We start from the raw sequence: 16,968 nt of genomic DNA on the forward strand, positions 1-16,968 counted from the left end.
GTGGAGAGCCGGGCCATCACCACTTCGTTGCCGATCAGCTGCCAGGGCCGAGCGGCTCGCACGGACTCCTCGAGGCCCTGGCCAAGCCAGGCCTCCTGGCCAGGCGACATCATCTTGCGCCGGGGGTCGGCCAGGCGGCGCTTGAACGCCGCCACCTCCGGGAAGGTCGGGTCCTTGGGCATCTCCGTGTCGGGATAGAGCTGGTGGTCGCGGGCGGTTAGCCGCGTCTCCAGCATGAACAGGCTCGCCAGGTCGCCGAAATCGAAGGACCGGTTGATGGCGAAGCCGCCGCCCGGCGGCTCACGGATCGGCATCCATTCGTAATAGGCCTTGATGGCGACGGCCTTGCGGACGTTCCAGTCGCCCTCGGTTGAGGGCTGGTGGTTCTGGGCCCCGTCCAACCATGCGTCGTTGGCGGTCTCGTGATCGTCCCAGACCACGATCCAGGGCGCCCGCGCGTGCGCCGCCTGAAGTTGCGGGTCGGTCTTGTACTGCGCGTGACGGCGGCGGTAGTCGGCGAGGCTGACGCACTCATGGGCTGGGTCAGGCGCACGCTCGCCCGCGACCGGCGAATCCATCCCGTACGAGCCGGTTCCGCCGTACTCGTAGATGTAGTCGCCCAGGCAGACGATCGCGTCGACGCGCTGAAGCCGGGCGATCGCGCCATAGGCGTTGAAATAGCCGTTCGGGAACAGCGCGCAGGCGCAGAAGGCCAGCACCGCGTCCTTGGTCGGCCCGTCGGGCAGGGTGTGGGTGCGGCCCACAGGCGAGCTGACCCCGCCGCACTCGAACTGGAAGCTGTAGGCCCGGCCAGGGTCCAGGTTGACCACGTCCACCTTGACGGTGAAATCGCGGTCCGGGCCGGTGACGCCGCTGCCGTGCTTGCCCCCGCCCTTGCCGTCCAGAGGATCGAGCCGCCAGCGGAAGGCCAGGTTGTCGGAACCTCGCGCGGTGATCCGCGTCCATAGCAGCACCCGGTCCTGCTGCGGATCGCCCGAGGCTACGCCATGCTGAAAGGAGACGCGGTCGCGCGCCTGCGCCCGGCGCGCGGACGCCGCCGCACCCAGGCCCAGAACGGCAAGGACCCTGCGCCTATCGATCCGCATAAGTCGTTCCCGCCCTCGCGCTTGTCGGCTCGCGCACGTATCTAGAAGCCCACGATATCACAGGAGTGTCCGACACCGTGTCCAGCGAAGGCCTTCATGTTCCGCGCGAAAAGCTCAAGGGCAGGACGCTCAACCTCCACTATGCGATCACCTCGCTGATCGAGGAGTTCGAGGCGGTCGACTGGTATCGCCAGCGGGCTGACGACTGCGACGATCCCACCCTGGAGGCGATCTTAAGACACAACGCCCGCGAGGAGCTTGAACACGCGGCCATGGTCCTGGAATGGATCCGCCGCAACGACGCCGAGGCGAACATGCAGCTCAAGGAGTATCTCTTCACCGAAGGCTCGATCACCGGCCACGAAGAGGACGCCACCGGCAAGGATGGCGACTGACCTGACCCTCGTCCCGCCCGAGGGTCCGCGGGACGACGAGGAAGAGGCCTTCGGCCTGCGCCTCCTGACGCTCGCGCCCGAGGATGCCGGTGGCCGGGTCGACAAGACCTTGGCCGAGCGGCTGCCGGAGATGTCGCGCGCCCGCATCCAGGCGCTGATCGCCGAGGGTCGGGTCAGTCGTGATGGCGCGCCTATCAACAACGCCTCCGGCAAGGCCGTGCCCGGCGATTACCGGCTGGAAATTCCCGCCCCGCTGGCTGCCGAACCTGCCGGCGAAGCGATCCCGCTGATCGTGCTCTACGAGGACGAGCATCTGATCGTGGTCGACAAGCCGCCCGGCATGGCCGTGCATCCGGCGCCCGGCAGCGAGAGCGGCACCCTGGTCAACGCCCTGCTGCACCACTGCGGCGACAGCCTCTCGGGCATCGGCGGTGTGGCCCGGCCGGGCATCGTCCACCGGATCGACAAGGACACCTCCGGCATCGTGGTGGCGGCCAAGAGCGACGCCGCCCACCAGGGCCTTTCCGCCCTCTTCGCCGCCCACGACATCGACCGCGTCTACATCGCTCTGACCCGCGGCGCGCCCAGGGACGCAAAGGGCGCGGCCAGGGGAACCATCGAAGGAGCCATCGGCCGCTCCTCCGCCGACCGCAAGAAGATGGCCCTGGTGAAGTCCGGCGGCCGCCATGCGATCACCCACTACGTCGTCGAGCGGACCTTCGGCGCGAAGGACAGGCCACTCGCGGCGCGCATCGCCTGCACCCTGGAGACCGGCCGCACCCACCAGATCCGCGTGCACCTGGCCTCGGTCGGCGCGCCATGCCTCGGCGATCCGCTGTACGGCTCCGGCCCGCCGGCCAATGCGGTCCGCGCGGCCGTCGCCGAGGCCGGCCTGACGCGCCAGGCGCTGCACGCCGCGGTGCTGGGTTTCCGCCATCCCGTCACTGGCCAGGCGATGCGCTTCGAGAGCCCCTTGCCGGCCGACATGGCGAGGCTGCAGGCGTTGCTCGAGGACCTCTGAAATTTCATCTGCGCACGACCGGTCGGGGGAGGGTAATCGCCTCGCAACAATGGCGCCCTTATTTGGCCGGGCTGAACGGCGACGTCTGATCGCTGGAGCCTTGGGGGCGACTGGCGGGCCACGCGGCCGGCCTTTGGATGGACGACGCGTGACTTTGACCGCTTCTGAATCTTCGCGGCGCGCCCGCCGGGCCGGCCTGTTGTGCGCCGGCGCAAGCGTGGCCGTCATGACGGCCGCCGCGCCCGCGCTGGCTGCGCCTGCTCCGGTCGCGCCGAAATCGCCCGCCGTCTCGGAGCTGGTCGTCGACGCCGCCCCCAAGGTCGAGCCCGGCGCGGTGGTCGGCGATATCAAGCCCGACCTGCAGCTGCAGCCGGAGGACGTCCAGGCCTATGGTGTCTCGACCATCACCGAACTGCTCAATGAGCTGGCGCCCGAGATCGGCTCCAACTCGGGCCGTGGCGGCGAGGGCCCGGCGATCCTGGTCAACGGCCGGCGGATCAGCGGCATCAATGAGATCCGCAACCTGCCCACCGAGGCGATCCTGCGGGTCGACATCCTGCCGGAGGAAGCCGCGCTGAAATACGGCTTCTCGGCCAATCAGCGGGTGGTCAACATCGTGCTGAAAGACCACGTCGACGTGGTGCTGGCCGACCTGCAGGGCGGCGCCTCCACCGAGGGCGGCGGGGCTTCGGGCCAGGCGGAAGGCGGCATCACCCGCATCAACGGCGAGCAGCGCCTCAACCTCGACCTCAAGTTCGACCCGCAGGCCGCCCTGACCGAGGCGCAAAGGGGCGTCACGTCCCTGGCCACCGGGCCGACCCTCGATCTCGCCGGCAATCCGGTCGACCAGCGGCCCTATCGGACCCTCCAGCCCGAGAGCCAGATGGTGTCGCTGAACGCCGTCTACACGCGGCCGTTCATCGCCGGCATCAGCGCCACGGTGAACGTCACCCTTCAGGACACCACCACCGACGCCCAGCGCGGGCTGCCGGCCATCGACTTCGCCACCGCGTCCGGTCTTCAGGTCGATCGGCTGGTCACCGGCCTCGGCCCCCTGAACCAGACCTCCGACGCCTGGACCGGGCACTTAGGCATGAGCTTCAACCGCGACATCTCGCGGTGGCGCCTGGCGCTGACCGGCAACTACGACCACGCCGACACCATCAACGACAACGACACCGGCTTTAGCTCCACGGCCCTGGAGGCGGCGATCCTGGCCGGGACGGTCAATCCGGCCGGACCCTATCCCACCAATCTGCTGGTGCGGGCCGCCCCGGACACCTCGCGCACCATCACCGACACCGCCAACATGCAGTTCGTGGCTTCGGGGCCGATCTGGACCATCCCGGCCGGCGAGATCCGCACCAGCTTCCGCCTTGGCGCAACCAGCTCGGCTTTCCAGTCGGAATCCCAGCGGCTGGAATTGAGCGAGTCCCAGAACTTCTCGCAGGACAGCGGCAACGTCCAGGCGAGCATCGACCTGCCGCTCACCAGCACCAAGAACAAGGTCCTGCCGATGTTCGGCGACGTCACCGTCAACGCCCACGTGGCGGCCCAGACGGTCACCGGCTACGGCGTCCTGCAGACCTTCGGCTACGGCGTGCACTGGTCGCCGATCACCGGGCTGTCCATCCTGGTCAACGAACTGCACGACCAGGCCGCGCCCAGCCAGCAACAGAGCGGCGCTGCCCTGCTGCTCACGCCCAATACGCGGATCTTCGACTTCGCCACGGGCCAGACGGTCGACGTCACCGAAATCACCGGCGGCAATTCGACCCTGACCAAGGACAATCGCGACCGCTTCTCCGCGCGGATCACCTACCAGCCGTTCCAGGACAAGCAGCTGATCTTCCGCGCCGACTACAATCAGATCCACTACCGCAACCCGATCACCACCTTCCCCGCCGCCACGGCGGCCCTCGAGGCGGCGTTCCCCGACCGCTTCATCCGCGACGACAATGGCGATCTGACCGAAGTGGACTATCGGCCGGTGAACTTCGCCAGCGAGGACGTCAACTCGCTGAAGTGGGGCTTCGACTATTCCCGCCCGATCGGGCCCAAGACCGCTCCGCCGCCGCGCAACCAGCTGTTCCAGCAGCTCCGCCGCGCCGGCGTCGCCGGCGCGCTCGGCCGGGGGCCCGGCGGCCCGCAACCGGGCGCCGGCGGACCGCCGCCGGACGGCTCGGTCGGAGGGCCGCCCGGAACGCCGGGCGCAACCCCCGACGCCGGGGGCGTCCCGCCGGTCGGCGGGCCTCCACTGGGCGCTGTGGCAGGTGGCGGCGGTCCGGGCGGCGGCGGGTTCGGCGGCGGGCGTGGCGGGCCTGGCGGACCTGGCGGACGCGGCGGCGGAGGCCAGGACGGACGGCTGCGCATCAGCGTCTTCCACACCGTCTACTTCGCCGACCGGTTCCTCGCCCGGCCGGGCGGACCGCTAATCGACTTCCTCAATGGCGCCTCCCTGGGCGGCGCCGGCGGCCAGCCGCAACAGGAAATCCAGGCGCAGATCAACATCGCCGAGCGCGGCTATGGCGCGGAGCTGAACGCCGACTGGAAGAGCGGCACCACGGTCAAGGGCGCCGCCGGCTCGACCGGCGACCTCGATTTCTCCGGCCTGATCAAGGTCAACGCCCGGGTGTTCGCCGACCTCACCCAGCGCAAGACCCTGGTGGAGCAGCAGCCGTGGCTGAAGGGGGTTCGCGTCTCCTTCTCCGTGGCCAACATCTTCGACCAGCGCATCTCGGTGCACGATATGACCGGCGCGACGCCGATCAACTTCCAGCCGGCCTATCTCGACCCGTTGGGCCGCACCTGGAAGATCGAGCTGCGCAAGCTGTTCTCCTGATCCTGATCAAGACGCGACCGTGAGCTTTGCTGCACGCCATGTGAGAATCCATGCCTTGAAGGCGCCCATTTCGGGGGCTAGAAAGTCCCACTAGAGCAGTAGGACATTCCGGGTTCGCTCCCGGGTCTTCCACAACCGCAACCTCGTACATATCTGAGGGGTTGAGGGGGTGGCTGGACCTTGCGCGCGACGAGCGCGCCGGCCCGGACGTCCAGGAGAGAAGGGGAAGAAGAACAATGGCCGCAAGCGCCCTGTCCGTGATGTCACCCGACGGTGGCCTCAGCCGTTATCTGTCTGAAATCCGCAAGTTCCCGATGCTGGCGAAGGACGAGGAGTTCATGCTCGCCAAGCGCTGGCAGGAGCACGAAGACCCCGAAGCCGCCCATCGGCTGGTCACCAGCCACCTGCGTCTGGTGGCCAAGATCGCCATGGGCTACCGCGGCTACGGCCTGCCGATCGGCGAAGTGATCTCCGAAGGCAACGTCGGCCTGATGCAGGCAGTGAAGAAGTTTGATCCGGACAAGGGCTTCCGTCTGGCGACCTACGCCATGTGGTGGATCCGCGCCTCGATCCAGGAATACATCCTGCGCTCGTGGAGCCTGGTGAAGATGGGCACCACCGCCGCCCAGAAGAAGCTGTTCTTCAACCTGCGGAAGGCCAAGAGCGAGATCTCGGCCCTGCAGGAGGGCGACCTGCATCCCGATCAGGTCTCGACCATCGCCACCAAGCTGGGCGTGCTCAACGAGGAAGTCATCTCGATGAACCGCCGGCTTTCCGGCGGCGACGCCTCGCTGAACTCGCCGATGCGCGCGGACTCGGAGAGCGAATGGCAGGACTGGCTGGTGGACGACACCACGCCGTCTCAGGAGACCGTGGTCGCCGACACCCAGGAAAAGTCCTTGCGCATGGGTCTCCTGGAAGAGGCCATGACCGAACTCTCCGACCGCGAGCGTCACATCCTGACCGAGCGGCGCCTGAAGGACGAACCCACCACGCTCGAAGAGCTCGCCTCGCAATACGGCGTCAGCCGCGAGCGGGTCCGCCAGATCGAGGTCCGCGCGTTCGAGAAGCTGCAGAAGTCGATGAAGGCCGCCGCACTGGACCGCAACCTGGTCGACGCGTAGGGCTCACAAGATGCCGCACTGAGAGAAAGCCGCCGAGAGGCGGCTTTCTATTTGCAGTTTTTGAACACGGAACGGGGCGCCGAAGCAGTCTGCCTTTTGCGCGACACGGGCGGCTCTGCCGTCGCTTCCAATGCCTATCGGCGTGCTTCTCGCCATTCGTCGATCGCGTTGCGCCAGCCATTACCGTTCGCAAAGTCGATCAACGCTCTCGCCTGGTAGTGACCCGGGTCTGCGTAGACGGCGTCCGCAAGTGCATCGATAGTGGTCTCACCGGTTTCCTCGTACGCACGAGCTTCATCGGCTGAGAGCAGAATGTCGACGCCGTATTGAACGACCCTTCCGCACAGAGCGGAAAGGACATACGTGCCGGGACTATTCTCAAATAGTGTCCAGCGAAAAGGTGCTTGGCCTAACACTTTCATAGCCGGCCGGCTCGGCTGTCCTCTTTCGTGTTTTCCGTGGTTCAAACGACTGAGGCGCCACTCTTGCGGAGCCTTTAGGCCTACCCCTCCACCTTCTTGTCGTCCGCGTCCGGCTTCTTCTCGTCGTCCTTGGCGTTGGGGTCGGGGATGATGGGCGGGCCGCCCAGGCCTGTGCGCAGGTCCTTGTAGGAGAACAGCGCGTTGTAAAGCATCCGGTACTCGCCGAAGTTCTGCCAGCGGTAGATCGGGTTGGTCATGAACATCACCACCTGCCCCTGGCCCACCGGCAGGTCGACGATGGCCGGGCGGTCCTTCACGTCCGAGGCGCCGACCATCAGCCCGCTCTGCACGGCCTTGTCGCCGCCGGGGAAGCTCATCAACACGTTCTGCTGGTCGCGCAACGGCAGGGACAGCAGCGAGGCCGAGGCCCAGCGCACCGTCGTCGTGGGCTCGGTGTAGCCGTAAAAGATCGGGTTGGCGGGCTTCAGGATCTTCGCCGTGACGATCGGGCCCGGCGCATAGAAGGTCGCGCCCGGCCGCCGGATCTCGGCCTGCGGGGTGATCCCGAAGTCGGCAGGTACGGCGCTGGAATCACCCAGCGTGATCAGGGTCCCGCCGTCGGCCACGAACTTGCGCAGTTCCTCCAGCCCGGTCAGCCCCAGGCCGCCGCGGATATCCGGCGACGAACCGTAGGCCCCCTGCGTCGGATATTCCGCCGTCTTGGTGTAGGGCAGCGGCTTGCCGGTCATGGGGATGTCGAAGACGAAGTTCTTCGACGAGCGGCCCTGGCTCGGGACCACGATCACGTCGTACTTGGCACGCAAGGACCCCTTCTTCACCTCGTCCTTGAAGATCAGGTCGTAGGGCGTCTCATACTGGTCGAAGGCGTAGCGCACCCAACCGACGTTCTGGGTCGAGCCCCAGGTGGAATAGACCGCCAGGCGCGGCAGGGCCGCCTCGTGGCTGGCCACGGTCGGCTTCTCCGTCAACGCCACCGCCGTCAGCCCCAGCGGGACCACCGCGGCCTTCAGCTTGTCGTAGGCCTTGCCCTCCACCAGGAACGAGCCGGCCGGGACCGCCACATCGCCGGCCTTGAACGACGCCTCGGCGATCCGCACGCCTTCGCCCTTCAGCCGGTAGCGCAGGGTGGCCAGGTTGATCGAGCCGTGGTCGATCACCGCGTAAGTCCCCGCGCCCGCCGCGCCGATCGACCCTTGCGGCCTGTCCTGGTCCACCGGCGTCGTCGCCACGTCGAGCGCCTTCAGGTCGGCGCTGGGCGTTACCTTCACATGGGCCATCATCCCCATGGTCCAGGCGCTGTCGTCATAGGTCCTGAGCTTGTTGTCGGGGAAGATCTGCTTCTCCAGCAGGATCTTGGCCAGGCGACCATAGGGCTGGTCGCGTTTGACAATGAAGGATCCGGACGGGAACTTGCCTTCCTTCAGCGTGATTGCGACCGTGGTCTGGCCGACCTCGATCCCCTGCATGCGCAAGAGGTTCACCACCAGGGCCGCTCGCGTCATGTCCGGCTGGTCGCCCGGGATGACGAAGGCGTAGGGCGCGTCCTTGCGGCCCGCCTCGATGGAGTTGCGGCTCTTCTGATAGAAGTTCTCGACGATTAGCTGCGGGTTCGACGCCACCGCCGAGAGCCCGGTCAGAACGCCGGTCTCCATGTAGTTGGTGTTGTTGCGCATCGACCATTCGACGACCTTGTAGGCCGGGTCCGGTCGGAACCAGTCGCGGGTGGTCTGGTCCTGGGCGTGCAGGTCCTCCCCCGGCCCGTCCACCGGCTTGACGTGGCGGAGCTCCGTCGTGGCGCCGCCGTTGCCAAAGGTCTCGTACATCTTGAAGAGGCCGTTGTGGTTGGTGGACATGAAGCCCACGTAGCCCGGCGACCACTCGTCCACGTAGCCGTGGGTCCAGACGCCCGGCATGCCGTACTTGGTCAGCTGCGCCATCTCGAAGTTGGCGATCCAGGGCATCTCCCCGAACAGGATCGGGTCCAGGCTCGGGTTCTGCGGCGCCTGGCCCGAGAAGGTGTAGAGGAAGGGCACGGACTCATGCAGGTCGTGCATCACCGGCGGATGCCACTGCAGATAAAAGTCCAACAGATTCCGCGCGCTAAGCCCGGTGTAGTTGATGTCCCGGTTGTTGTCGTGGAAGATGTATTTGCCCCAGTAGGGCGCGCCGGGGACGGCGTTGAGGTCGTCGGTGTCGTCGATCTTGTTGCGGTAGTACCAGTCCGTATAGCGGTCGCGCCCGTCGGGGTCGGTGGCCGGATTGATGCCGACGATGACGTTGGCGCGGATCTGCTGGATCAGCGGGCTGTCCTCGGTGATCAGCCGATAGGCCAGCTCCATCAGCATCTCCGGCGGCCCGGTCTCGGCCGAGTGCAGGCCGCCCAGCGCCACGTACATCGGCTTGGTCCGGGCGATGATCGTCTTGGCGTCGGCGTCGCTGAGGCCGCGCGGGTCAGCCAGGCGCGCGAGGTTCTTCCGGTTGGCCTCGACGTTGGCCATGTTCTCGTCCGACGAGATCAGCACCACCACCGTGGGCCGGCCCTCCTCGGTCTTGCCGGTCTCGACGATCTTCACCCGCGGCGACTTGGCGGCGAGCGCGCGGTAGTACTTCAGGATCGCGTCATAGTGGTCAAGCACCCGGGGCGCGCCGATGTCGTGGCCCAGCACATCGCGCGGGCTGGGCACGGTCGTCACGACCGGCAGGTGATCAACCAGCGGGCTCGAGAACTCCGGCTTGGTGGTCCAGGCCTTCTGATGCTCGGCGAAGGTGGGATCCATGGCCTGCTGAGCGAAGGCGGGAACAACCAACGCCATGGACAGCGCAGCCCCACGCGCAAAGGCTTTGACAAGCAACATACCTGGCTTCCCCAAACTCGACTGGGTCGCAGGGATAGCGGAGGCGGGCGCCGCGTCAACGGCGCAGGCGGATCAGGGCGCGGCCGGCGAGAGGCAAAGCGTTGCCCGCTCCGGCGTGTTTGGGGTCGCCGAAGCGGGCCGCTTTCCGCGCCCGGGGGGATTGGGCAGAACGGAAAACCGGCGATTTCCTGCCTACGTCGCGATCATATTCCCCGACGTTCGGCGGACGAGTGAAAAGAATTTCACCGTCGGAACCGCTGTCGCTGCGGCGTGGCCGCTGGGCGAGACCGCGACGTCAATCGACGGGCGGCGTGGGACAGGGGCCGGGGGCCCAGTCATATTTCGAAGCGCCCGCATTCCAGATCCATTGGCCGCAAGCTTGCGCCGGGGGCGCAGTCGCCGGCGCCGGCCCATAGTCATAGGGGGGATAGCCATAGGCCATCGGGGGGCCGTAGGCGTAATCGTCGTAGCCGTAGTCGCCGTACCAGGGGTCAGCCAGGGCCGCGCCCGCGAAGAAACCCAGTCCGGCGGCGCCTAGGCCCCAACCGTATCCGCCACCATATCCGCCGTGATAGCCGCCGCCATGGAAGCCGCCGCCATGGAAGCCTGTGCCGCCCCCGTGGAAGCCGCCACCGCCATGAAAGCCACCGCCGCCACCGTGGAAGCCGCCGCCTCCGCCGCCATGGGAGCCGCCGTGCTGGGCTTCAGCCGCGAGCGGCGCGAGCAATAGGGTCGCGGCGGCGAGCGTAGTGAGAATCTTCTTCATTGTGACCTCCATCAGAGGCCGAGGGTCGCGAATGGCCGTCGGTCGAAGCTGAAGCCCTCCCGGCCCATTCCGGCCTCAGGGCGTCCAACCCAATTTAGGAATGCGGGCGCCGGATTTTAGTCGCCCGACGCAACATAAAGTTTTTTTCATCCGGGCACTTAGCCGGCCAGCAGCTATCGCGGGGGACGCTGATCCGTGGAGGTCTTCGGTCGTTTTCCCCGAGGGGGTTCCGGACCGGCGCTCAGCCCCGGGCCGGTGATCGCCGATCGCCGATCGGCTTGGGGCGCTGGGCTGCGGTCAGACCGCGCCCTCAGGCCGCGACCGCGTCTTCCTTGGGCATGTAGGCCAGCAGGGTGGCGGCCTTTTCGGTGAGCATCGCCTGATCGTAGGGGACGCCCTTCCGTTCGGCCTCGTCGAGCACGCGACCGAAGTCGATGGCGGCGGTTGTCAGCTTCAGGTCGGCGACACTCATGCCGCATTTGCGCAGGTCGACGACCTGGGCCTGCATGGATCGCATCGCCTGCACCGGGTCGGACGCCACCGCGACGATGGCCGAGCGCAGGATCTTCAGCGCCTGGGCCAGACGTTCGCTGTCGGGCGTCTCGCGGGCGTCGGAGCGGCGCTTCAGCGAGCCCTGGTAGTCGCCCGAGTTGAACCGCCGCCTGTCGGGGCCGACGTAGTCCACCGCCTCGACCCAGTCGCGCTGGCGCAGCGTCACCGCTTCCAGCCGGCGCAGCAGGTCCTTCATGGTGAAGGGCTTGCGCAGGAACTCGTGCACGCCGCCGTCGCGGGCGGCCAGGATGCCGGCGGCCGTGGCCTGACCGGTGACCATGATCACCGGGGCATAGCGCGCCGACAGGTGGCTGCGGCGCAGCTCGCGGGTGAAGGCGATGCCGTCGACGGCGCCGGGGCCCATCTCGGCGAAGATGATGTGCGGGTCGTAGCTGCCGGCCAGGCGGATGGCTTTCTCATTGGTCTCGGCCACCCAGACCTGCGAACGGGCGATGTCGCGCATCAGTTCGCCGATCAGCCTGGCGCCCGCCGGCTGCGGATCGACGATCATCACCCGCTGCATCAGCGGGACCATCCGCTGGACGATCTTGGCGTCGGCGTTGAACAAGGGGCGGGCTCCGGCTACTTCGCCGACCGTAAAGCCGCGTGGGTAAAGAACGAATTGACGATAACCACGTTCAACCAGGGGCTGCGGCGAGCCGCCGCTAGTCCTGGAACGGGTCGCGCATCAGGATGGTGTCGTCACGCTGCGGACTGGTGGAAAGCAGCGCCACCGGGGCCCCGATCAGTTCCTCGATCCGGCGCACGTACTTCACCGCATTGGCCGGCAGGTCGCGCCAGGACCGCGCGCCCTGGGTGGTCTCGCTCCAACCCTCCATCTCCTCGTAGACGGGGCTCAGCTGACTTTGCGCCTTCAGACCGGCGGGCAGGTAGCTGAAGTCCTGATCGCCCCCTTCAGCGGTCTTGAGCCGGTAGCCGGTGCAGATCTGGAGCGTCGCCAGGCCGTCCAGGACGTCGAGCTTGGTCAGCGCGATTCCGCTGATCCCATTGAGGGCCACCGACTGGCGCACCAGGGCCGCGTCGAACCAGCCGCAGCGGCGCGAACGGCCGGTCACCGTGCCGAACTCCTTGCCGATTGTGCCCAGGTGCTGGCCGACTTCGTCGGTAAGCTCCGTCGGGAACGGCCCCTCGCCGACGCGGGTGGTGTAGGCCTTGACGATCCCCAGCACATAGCCTGGCCCCTTCGGCCCAAGGCCCGAGCCCGCCGCGGCCTGCCCGGCCACGGTGTTGGACGAGGTCACGTAAGGGTAGGTGCCGTGGTCGACGTCGAGCAGGGCCCCCTGAGCCCCCTCGAACAGCACCCGCTTGCCGGATTTCACCAGCTCGCCCAGCAGCAGCCACGCGGGCTTGGCGAAGGGCAGGATCAGCGGCGCCATGCGCTCCAGCTCGGCCAGCAGGGCGGCGCCGTCGGCCTCCGGCAGGCCCAGACCCCGGCGCAGGGGCGCGTGGTGGGCCAGGAGGCGGTCGATCTTGGCCTCCAGCGCCTCCCGGTCGGCGAGGTCGGCGACGCGGATCGCGCGGCGGCCGACCTTGTCTTCATAGGCCGGGCCGATTCCGCGCCCTGTGGTGCCGATCTTGTTGGTCGCCGCGGCCTCGCGGGCCTGGTCCAGGTCGCGATGCAGGGGCAGGATCAGGCAGGCGTTGTCGGCCAGCACCAGGAGGTCGGGGGTGATCGTGATGCCCTGGGCGCCGATCTTGGCGATCTCTTCCAGGAGGTGCCAGGGATCGACCACCACGCCGTTGCCGATCACCGACAGCTTGCCCTGCACTACGCCGGAGGGCAGCAGCGACAGCTTGTAGACCTGGTCGCCCACCACCAGGGTGTGGCCCGCGTTGTGGCCGCCTTGGAAGCGCACCACCACGTCGGCGCGGTTCGACAGCCAGTCGACGAGCTTGCCCTTGCCCTCGTCGCCCCACTGGGCGCCGATCACGGTCACATTGGCCATTTTGGATACGATCCCTCTCCCTGCCGGAGAGAACCAGCCGCCCTTCGACAGGGACTCGGCGGATGGCCTGGATCAGGTCTGGGGCCCAGCAAACCGGGCGCGGCGGGTGTGTAGACGAGAGCGGCGGTCGACTCAAGCCTCCTCTCCCTCCGAATTCATGTGGGCGGAGAGGTTCCGCGAAGCCTCCGCTCACGCTATCAGGCGAGCCGTCGGGCGCCAGTGCGGTGCGCCCCCGTGAGGCAGACATGGACATTCCGCGTTTCCACCTGGCTTTTCCCGTTCGCGATCTCGCCGAAGCCCGCGCCTTCTACGGCCTCCTGCTGGGCTGTCCGGAAGGGCGCTCCAGCGACGAGTGGATCGACTTCGATTTTCACGGCCACCAGATCGTCGCCCACCTAGCGCCTGATGAGGTGGGCCATAAGTCCACCAACGACGTGGATGGTCACAACGTGCCGGTCCGCCATTTCGGCGCTCTCCTGTCGCCGGCCGACTGGGACGTCCTCGCCGAGCGACTGAAGGCCGCCGGGACCCGGTTCGTCATCGAGCCCTACACCCGCTTCAAGGGCGAGCCGGGCGAGCAGTCGACCATGTTCTTCCTCGACCCCAGCGGCAACGCGCTGGAGTTCAAGGCCTTCGCCGACGACGCCATGGTGTTCGCCAAATGAGCGTGACCTTCGCCGACGTCCAGGCCGCCGCCGAGCGCCTGAAGGGCCACGCGGTCGAGACCCCACTGTTCGAGAGCCCGGCGCTGAACGAGCGCCTTGGCGGCCGCGTGCTCCTGAAGCTCGAGACCATGCAACGGGTCGGCGCCTTCAAGTTCCGCGGCGCCTACAACCGCCTGGTCCAGCTCGACGCCGAGCAGCGCAAGGCCGGCGTCGTCGCCTTCTCCTCGGGCAACCATGCCCAGGGCGTGGCACTCGCGGCGAAGCTGCTGGGCATGCCGGCGATGATCGTCATGCCGTCCGACGCCCCGGCCATCAAGGTCGAGGCCACCCGCGGCTATGGCGCGGAGATCCGGCTCTACGACCGCATCAACGAAAGCCGCGAGGCGATTTCCGACGAGATCGCCAAGAGCCGCGGCGCCGTGGTGGTGCCGGCCTTCGACGACCCGCACATCGCAGCGGGCCAGGGTACGGCCGGCCTGGAGATGATGGCCCAGGCCAAGGCGGCGAACGCGGTCTTCGACACCCTGGTCTCGCCGGTCGGCGGCGGCGGCCTGCTGTCGGGGATCTCCCTGGTGGTGAAGGAACTCTCGCCGAAAACGGAGATCTGGGGCGCCGAGCCATCCGTCTACAACGACCTCGCCCAGTCCCTGGCGAGCGGCGCGAAGGTCACCATCAAGCCCTCGACGCGCACCCTCTGCGACGCCCTGGAAAGCCCGTCCACCGGCGACGTCACCTGGCCGATCCTGAAAGCCAACCTCACCGGCGCCGTCGGCCTCACCGACCCCGAGGTCGCCGAGGCGATGCGCTACGCCTTCCAGACGCTGAAGCTGGTGATCGAGCCCGGCGGTTCGGTGGGCCTGGCCGCCTTGCTGACGGGCAAGGTCGACGCCAGGGGTAAGACCACGGGCGTCGTCGTTTCCGGCGGCAACGTCGATCCGGCGCTGTTCGCCAAGATCCTCAGGGGCGAGATCTAGGGCCGAAGCGCGGTCTTGCGGCCGCCCTCGTCGTCCCGCACCAATTGGGGATGACCGAAGCCCACGGTGTCTCGCCCGGCGACTACAAGGACCTCGTCCTCTTCCTGGCGACGGCGGGGATCGTGGTTCCGCTCGCCACGCGGCTGAAGATCTCGCCGATCCTGGGGTTCCTGGGCGCGGGCGTGATCCTGGGCCCGGAAGGTCTGGGCGCGCTTTCCGAACGGGTCCCGTGGCTCGCCGCCTTCACCGTCGAAGAGCCGGCCGAAGTGGCCCAGCTCGCCGAGTTCGGCGTGGTCTTCCTGCTGTTCACCATCGGCCTGGAGCTGTCGTGGGAGCGCTTGAGGGCCATGCGCCGCATGGTCTTCGGCCTAGGCGCCGCGCAGGTGATCGTCGGCGCGGCCCTGCTGGCGGCGGCCGGCGTCGCCGTCCTGCATCTCACGCCGCTGGTGGCCGGGGTGCTCGGTCTGGCGCTGGCGCTCTCCTCGACGGCCGTCGCGATGCCGGCGCTCGCCGAGAAGAAGCGGCTGCAGTCGTCGGCCGGGCGCGCGGTGTTTTCGGTGCTGCTGTTCCAGGACATCGCGGTCGCGCCGCTCCTGGTGGGTCTCAGCGTCATCGGCAGCGGTGCGAACGGCCTGGGTCCGGAAGTCCTGTGGGCGCTGGCTCCGCGGATCGGCGGGCTGCTGATCCTGGCCGTGGCCGGACGGCTGCTGCTTCGCCCGATGATGCGCTCGGTGGCCAAGGCGCGCAGCCAGGAGCTGTTCGTGGCCGCCAGCCTCCTGGTGGTGATCGGCGCGGGACTGGTGGCCGCCGCCACCGGCCTTTCCATGGGCCTGGGGGCCTTCATCGCCGGCCTGCTGCTGGCCGAGACCGAGTACCGCCATGAGGTCGAGGTCACCGTCGAGCCCTTCAAGGGTCTGCTGCTCGGCCTCTTCTTCCTCTCCATGGGCATCGGCCTCGACCTGTCGCTGCTGTTCCGCGAGCCCATGCTGGTGCTGGGCATCGCCGCGGCCCTGCTTGCGCTCAAGACCAGCTCGGTCGCCATTCTGGCCCGTCTCTTCCGGCTCAAGGCCCGCAGCGCTCTCGAGGCCGGCCTGGCGCTGGCGGCCGGCGGCGAGTTCGCTTTCATCGTGGTCAATCAGGCCACGGCCGCGGGCCTGTTCCCGGAGGGCACGGGCCAGGCCTCGCTGACCGCCGTCACCCTGACCATGTTCGCCATTCCCGCCCTCACGACGCTCGGCGCGCGGATCGGCCAGGGTTCAGCTGCCGCCACGCCTGAGCACCAGCCGCCTTCCCTGCCGCGCGGCTCCGACACCCGAGTGCTGATCGTGGGATTCGGCCGGGTCGGCCGGCTGGTTGGCGAGATGCTGACCCATCACGCCGTGCCCTGGACCGCCATCGAGCGCGACACCCGCCTGGTCGACGCCGCGCGGCGCGAGGACAAGACCATCTACTTCGGCGACGCCTCGCGGCCGGAGCTCTTGCGCCGCTGCGGCCTGGATACCGCTCCGGCCCTTGTCGTCACCATGGACAGCCCCGACGGGGCTGAGGCGGTGGTCGCTTCGGCGAAAGAGTTGCGGCCCGATCTGATGATCGTCGCCCGCGCCCGCGACGCGCGTCATGCGGGCCGACTCTATGCACTGGGCGTCACCGACGCGGTGCCGGAGACCATTGAGGCCAGCCTGCAGCTCTCCGAAAGCCTGCTGGTCGACCTGGGCGTGCCCATGGGCCTGGTGATCGCCTCGATCCACGAGAAGCGCGACGAGTTCCGCAAGCTGCTCAACCGCCCGCTGGCCCTGGGCGCCCGGGTGCGCCGCGCCCGCGATGGCCGTGGGCCGACCTGACAGGCTGTTGAAGGAGGCAGACCGCCATGCCCAAGATCGACCTCGCCGACGTCCCGCAACGTCAAGGCTCGGGCTATCCGCCGCCCTTCGACGCGCCCTGCGCCGAGCGGATTCGGCAGCGACTGGGCAATGCTGGCGGGCTCACCGATTTCGGCGTCAATCTCATGCGCCTGCCGCCGGGCGGGTGGTCCAGCCAGCGGCACTGGCACAGCCACGAGGACGAGTTCGTCTATCTGCTCGAAGGCGAACTGACGCTGATCGAAGACGCCGGCGAGACCCTGCTGCGCGCCGGCGATTGCGCGGCCTTCCCCAAGAACTCCGGCGACGGCCATCACATGATCAACCGATCGGGCGCGATGGCGCTCTACCTGGAAGTCGGTTCCCGCTCGCCCGCCGACCTTACCACCTGCTCAGACG

At 68.1% G+C, this 16,968-nt stretch carries 12 protein-coding genes and 1 pseudogene; 8 read left to right on the plus strand and 5 right to left on the minus strand.

What is annotated here, in order from left to right:
* Positions 1-1,106: alkaline phosphatase D family protein (locus E8A12_RS21375; protein ID WP_293372655.1), on the minus strand; the 1,106-nt coding region annotated here is incomplete at its 3' end.
* Between the two features lie 65 nt (positions 1,107-1,171).
* On the opposite strand from E8A12_RS21375, the gene E8A12_RS21380 reads away from it, so the two are divergent.
* From E8A12_RS21380 to rpoH, 4 genes are all read left to right on the plus strand, one after another.
* Positions 1,172-1,501: a ferritin family protein gene (locus E8A12_RS21380; protein ID WP_293372657.1), complete on the plus strand. Its 330-nt coding sequence runs from the start codon at positions 1,172-1,174 to the stop codon at positions 1,499-1,501.
* Positions 1,491-2,522, plus strand: coding sequence for an RluA family pseudouridine synthase (locus tag E8A12_RS21385; RefSeq protein WP_293372659.1), 1,032 nt, complete (start codon positions 1,491-1,493; stop codon positions 2,520-2,522). Before E8A12_RS21380 ends, E8A12_RS21385 begins: the two co-directional genes overlap by 11 nt.
* A gap of 217 nt (positions 2,523-2,739) precedes the next feature.
* Positions 2,740-5,364 (plus strand): hypothetical protein, encoded by a 2,625-nt coding sequence (locus E8A12_RS21390; RefSeq protein WP_293372661.1) that lies wholly within the window; start codon positions 2,740-2,742, stop codon positions 5,362-5,364.
* A 236-nt stretch (positions 5,365-5,600) separates the two neighbouring features.
* Positions 5,601-6,488, plus strand: coding sequence for an RNA polymerase sigma factor RpoH (gene rpoH / locus E8A12_RS21395; RefSeq protein WP_293372663.1), 888 nt, complete (start codon positions 5,601-5,603; stop codon positions 6,486-6,488).
* Between the two features lie 502 nt (positions 6,489-6,990).
* Here rpoH and E8A12_RS21400 read toward each other — a convergent pair.
* The 4 genes from E8A12_RS21400 to E8A12_RS21415 all read right to left on the minus strand — a co-directional run bounded on the left by E8A12_RS21400 (position 6,991) and on the right by E8A12_RS21415 (position 13,071).
* Entirely contained in the window at positions 6,991-9,744 is a 2,754-nt protein-coding gene (locus tag E8A12_RS21400; RefSeq protein WP_293372665.1) for a M14 family zinc carboxypeptidase, read from the minus strand.
* Between the two features lie 337 nt (positions 9,745-10,081).
* Positions 10,082-10,552 carry a hypothetical protein gene (locus E8A12_RS21405; protein WP_293372667.1) on the minus strand — a complete coding sequence of 157 codons (471 nt, stop codon included), beginning with the start codon at positions 10,550-10,552 and terminating at the stop codon, positions 10,082-10,084.
* 310 nt (positions 10,553-10,862) lie between these two features.
* Positions 10,863-11,672 (minus strand): response regulator, encoded by an 810-nt coding sequence (locus tag E8A12_RS21410; protein WP_293372669.1) that lies wholly within the window; start codon positions 11,670-11,672, stop codon positions 10,863-10,865.
* Positions 11,673-11,769: 97 nt separating this feature from the next.
* Complete coding sequence (locus tag E8A12_RS21415; protein ID WP_293372671.1) at positions 11,770-13,071, minus strand: adenylosuccinate synthase; 1,302 nt, start codon at positions 13,069-13,071, stop codon at positions 11,770-11,772.
* 245 nt (positions 13,072-13,316) lie between these two features.
* Between E8A12_RS21415 and E8A12_RS21420 the strand changes: the two genes are divergently transcribed.
* The 4 genes and pseudogenes from E8A12_RS21420 to E8A12_RS22840 all read left to right on the plus strand — a co-directional run.
* Positions 13,317-13,736, plus strand: coding sequence for a VOC family protein (locus E8A12_RS21420; protein WP_293372673.1), 420 nt, complete (start codon positions 13,317-13,319; stop codon positions 13,734-13,736).
* Positions 13,733-14,710, plus strand: a complete 978-nt coding sequence (locus E8A12_RS21425) for a threonine/serine dehydratase (RefSeq protein WP_293372675.1) — start codon at positions 13,733-13,735, stop codon at positions 14,708-14,710. Before E8A12_RS21420 ends, E8A12_RS21425 begins: the two co-directional genes overlap by 4 nt.
* A 50-nt stretch (positions 14,711-14,760) precedes the next feature.
* The gene (locus E8A12_RS21430; protein WP_293372677.1) at positions 14,761-16,551 is read left to right on the plus strand and encodes a cation:proton antiporter; all 1,791 of its coding nucleotides are present in this window, start codon (positions 14,761-14,763) and stop codon (positions 16,549-16,551) included.
* 164 nt (positions 16,552-16,715) lie between these two features.
* Positions 16,716-16,916, plus strand: a pseudogene (locus tag E8A12_RS22840) (cupin domain-containing protein); the annotation flags it as partial.
* Between the last annotated feature and the right edge of the window lie 52 nt (positions 16,917-16,968).

It is taken from the genome of Phenylobacterium sp. (genome assembly GCF_004799395.1).
Lineage (GTDB): Bacteria > Pseudomonadota > Alphaproteobacteria > Caulobacterales > Caulobacteraceae > Phenylobacterium.

Bases quoted from the DNA above. Each gene is read 5' to 3' on its own strand.
- E8A12_RS21430 (WP_293372677.1), top strand. From the start codon at position 14,761: ATGACCGAAGCCCACGGTGTCTCGCCCGGCGACTACAAGGACCTCGTC.
- E8A12_RS21415 (WP_293372671.1), bottom strand. From the start codon at position 13,071: ATGGCCAATGTGACCGTGATCGGCGCCCAGTGGGGCGACGAGGGCAAG.
- rpoH (WP_293372663.1), top strand. From the start codon at position 5,601: ATGGCCGCAAGCGCCCTGTCCGTGATGTCACCCGACGGTGGCCTCAGC.
- E8A12_RS21425 (WP_293372675.1), top strand. From the start codon at position 13,733: ATGAGCGTGACCTTCGCCGACGTCCAGGCCGCCGCCGAGCGCCTGAAG.
- E8A12_RS21420 (WP_293372673.1), top strand. From the start codon at position 13,317: ATGGACATTCCGCGTTTCCACCTGGCTTTTCCCGTTCGCGATCTCGCC.
- E8A12_RS21405 (WP_293372667.1), bottom strand. From the start codon at position 10,552: ATGAAGAAGATTCTCACTACGCTCGCCGCCGCGACCCTATTGCTCGCG.
- E8A12_RS21385 (WP_293372659.1), top strand. From the start codon at position 1,491: ATGGCGACTGACCTGACCCTCGTCCCGCCCGAGGGTCCGCGGGACGAC.
- E8A12_RS21400 (WP_293372665.1), bottom strand. From the start codon at position 9,744: ATGGCGTTGGTTGTTCCCGCCTTCGCTCAGCAGGCCATGGATCCCACC.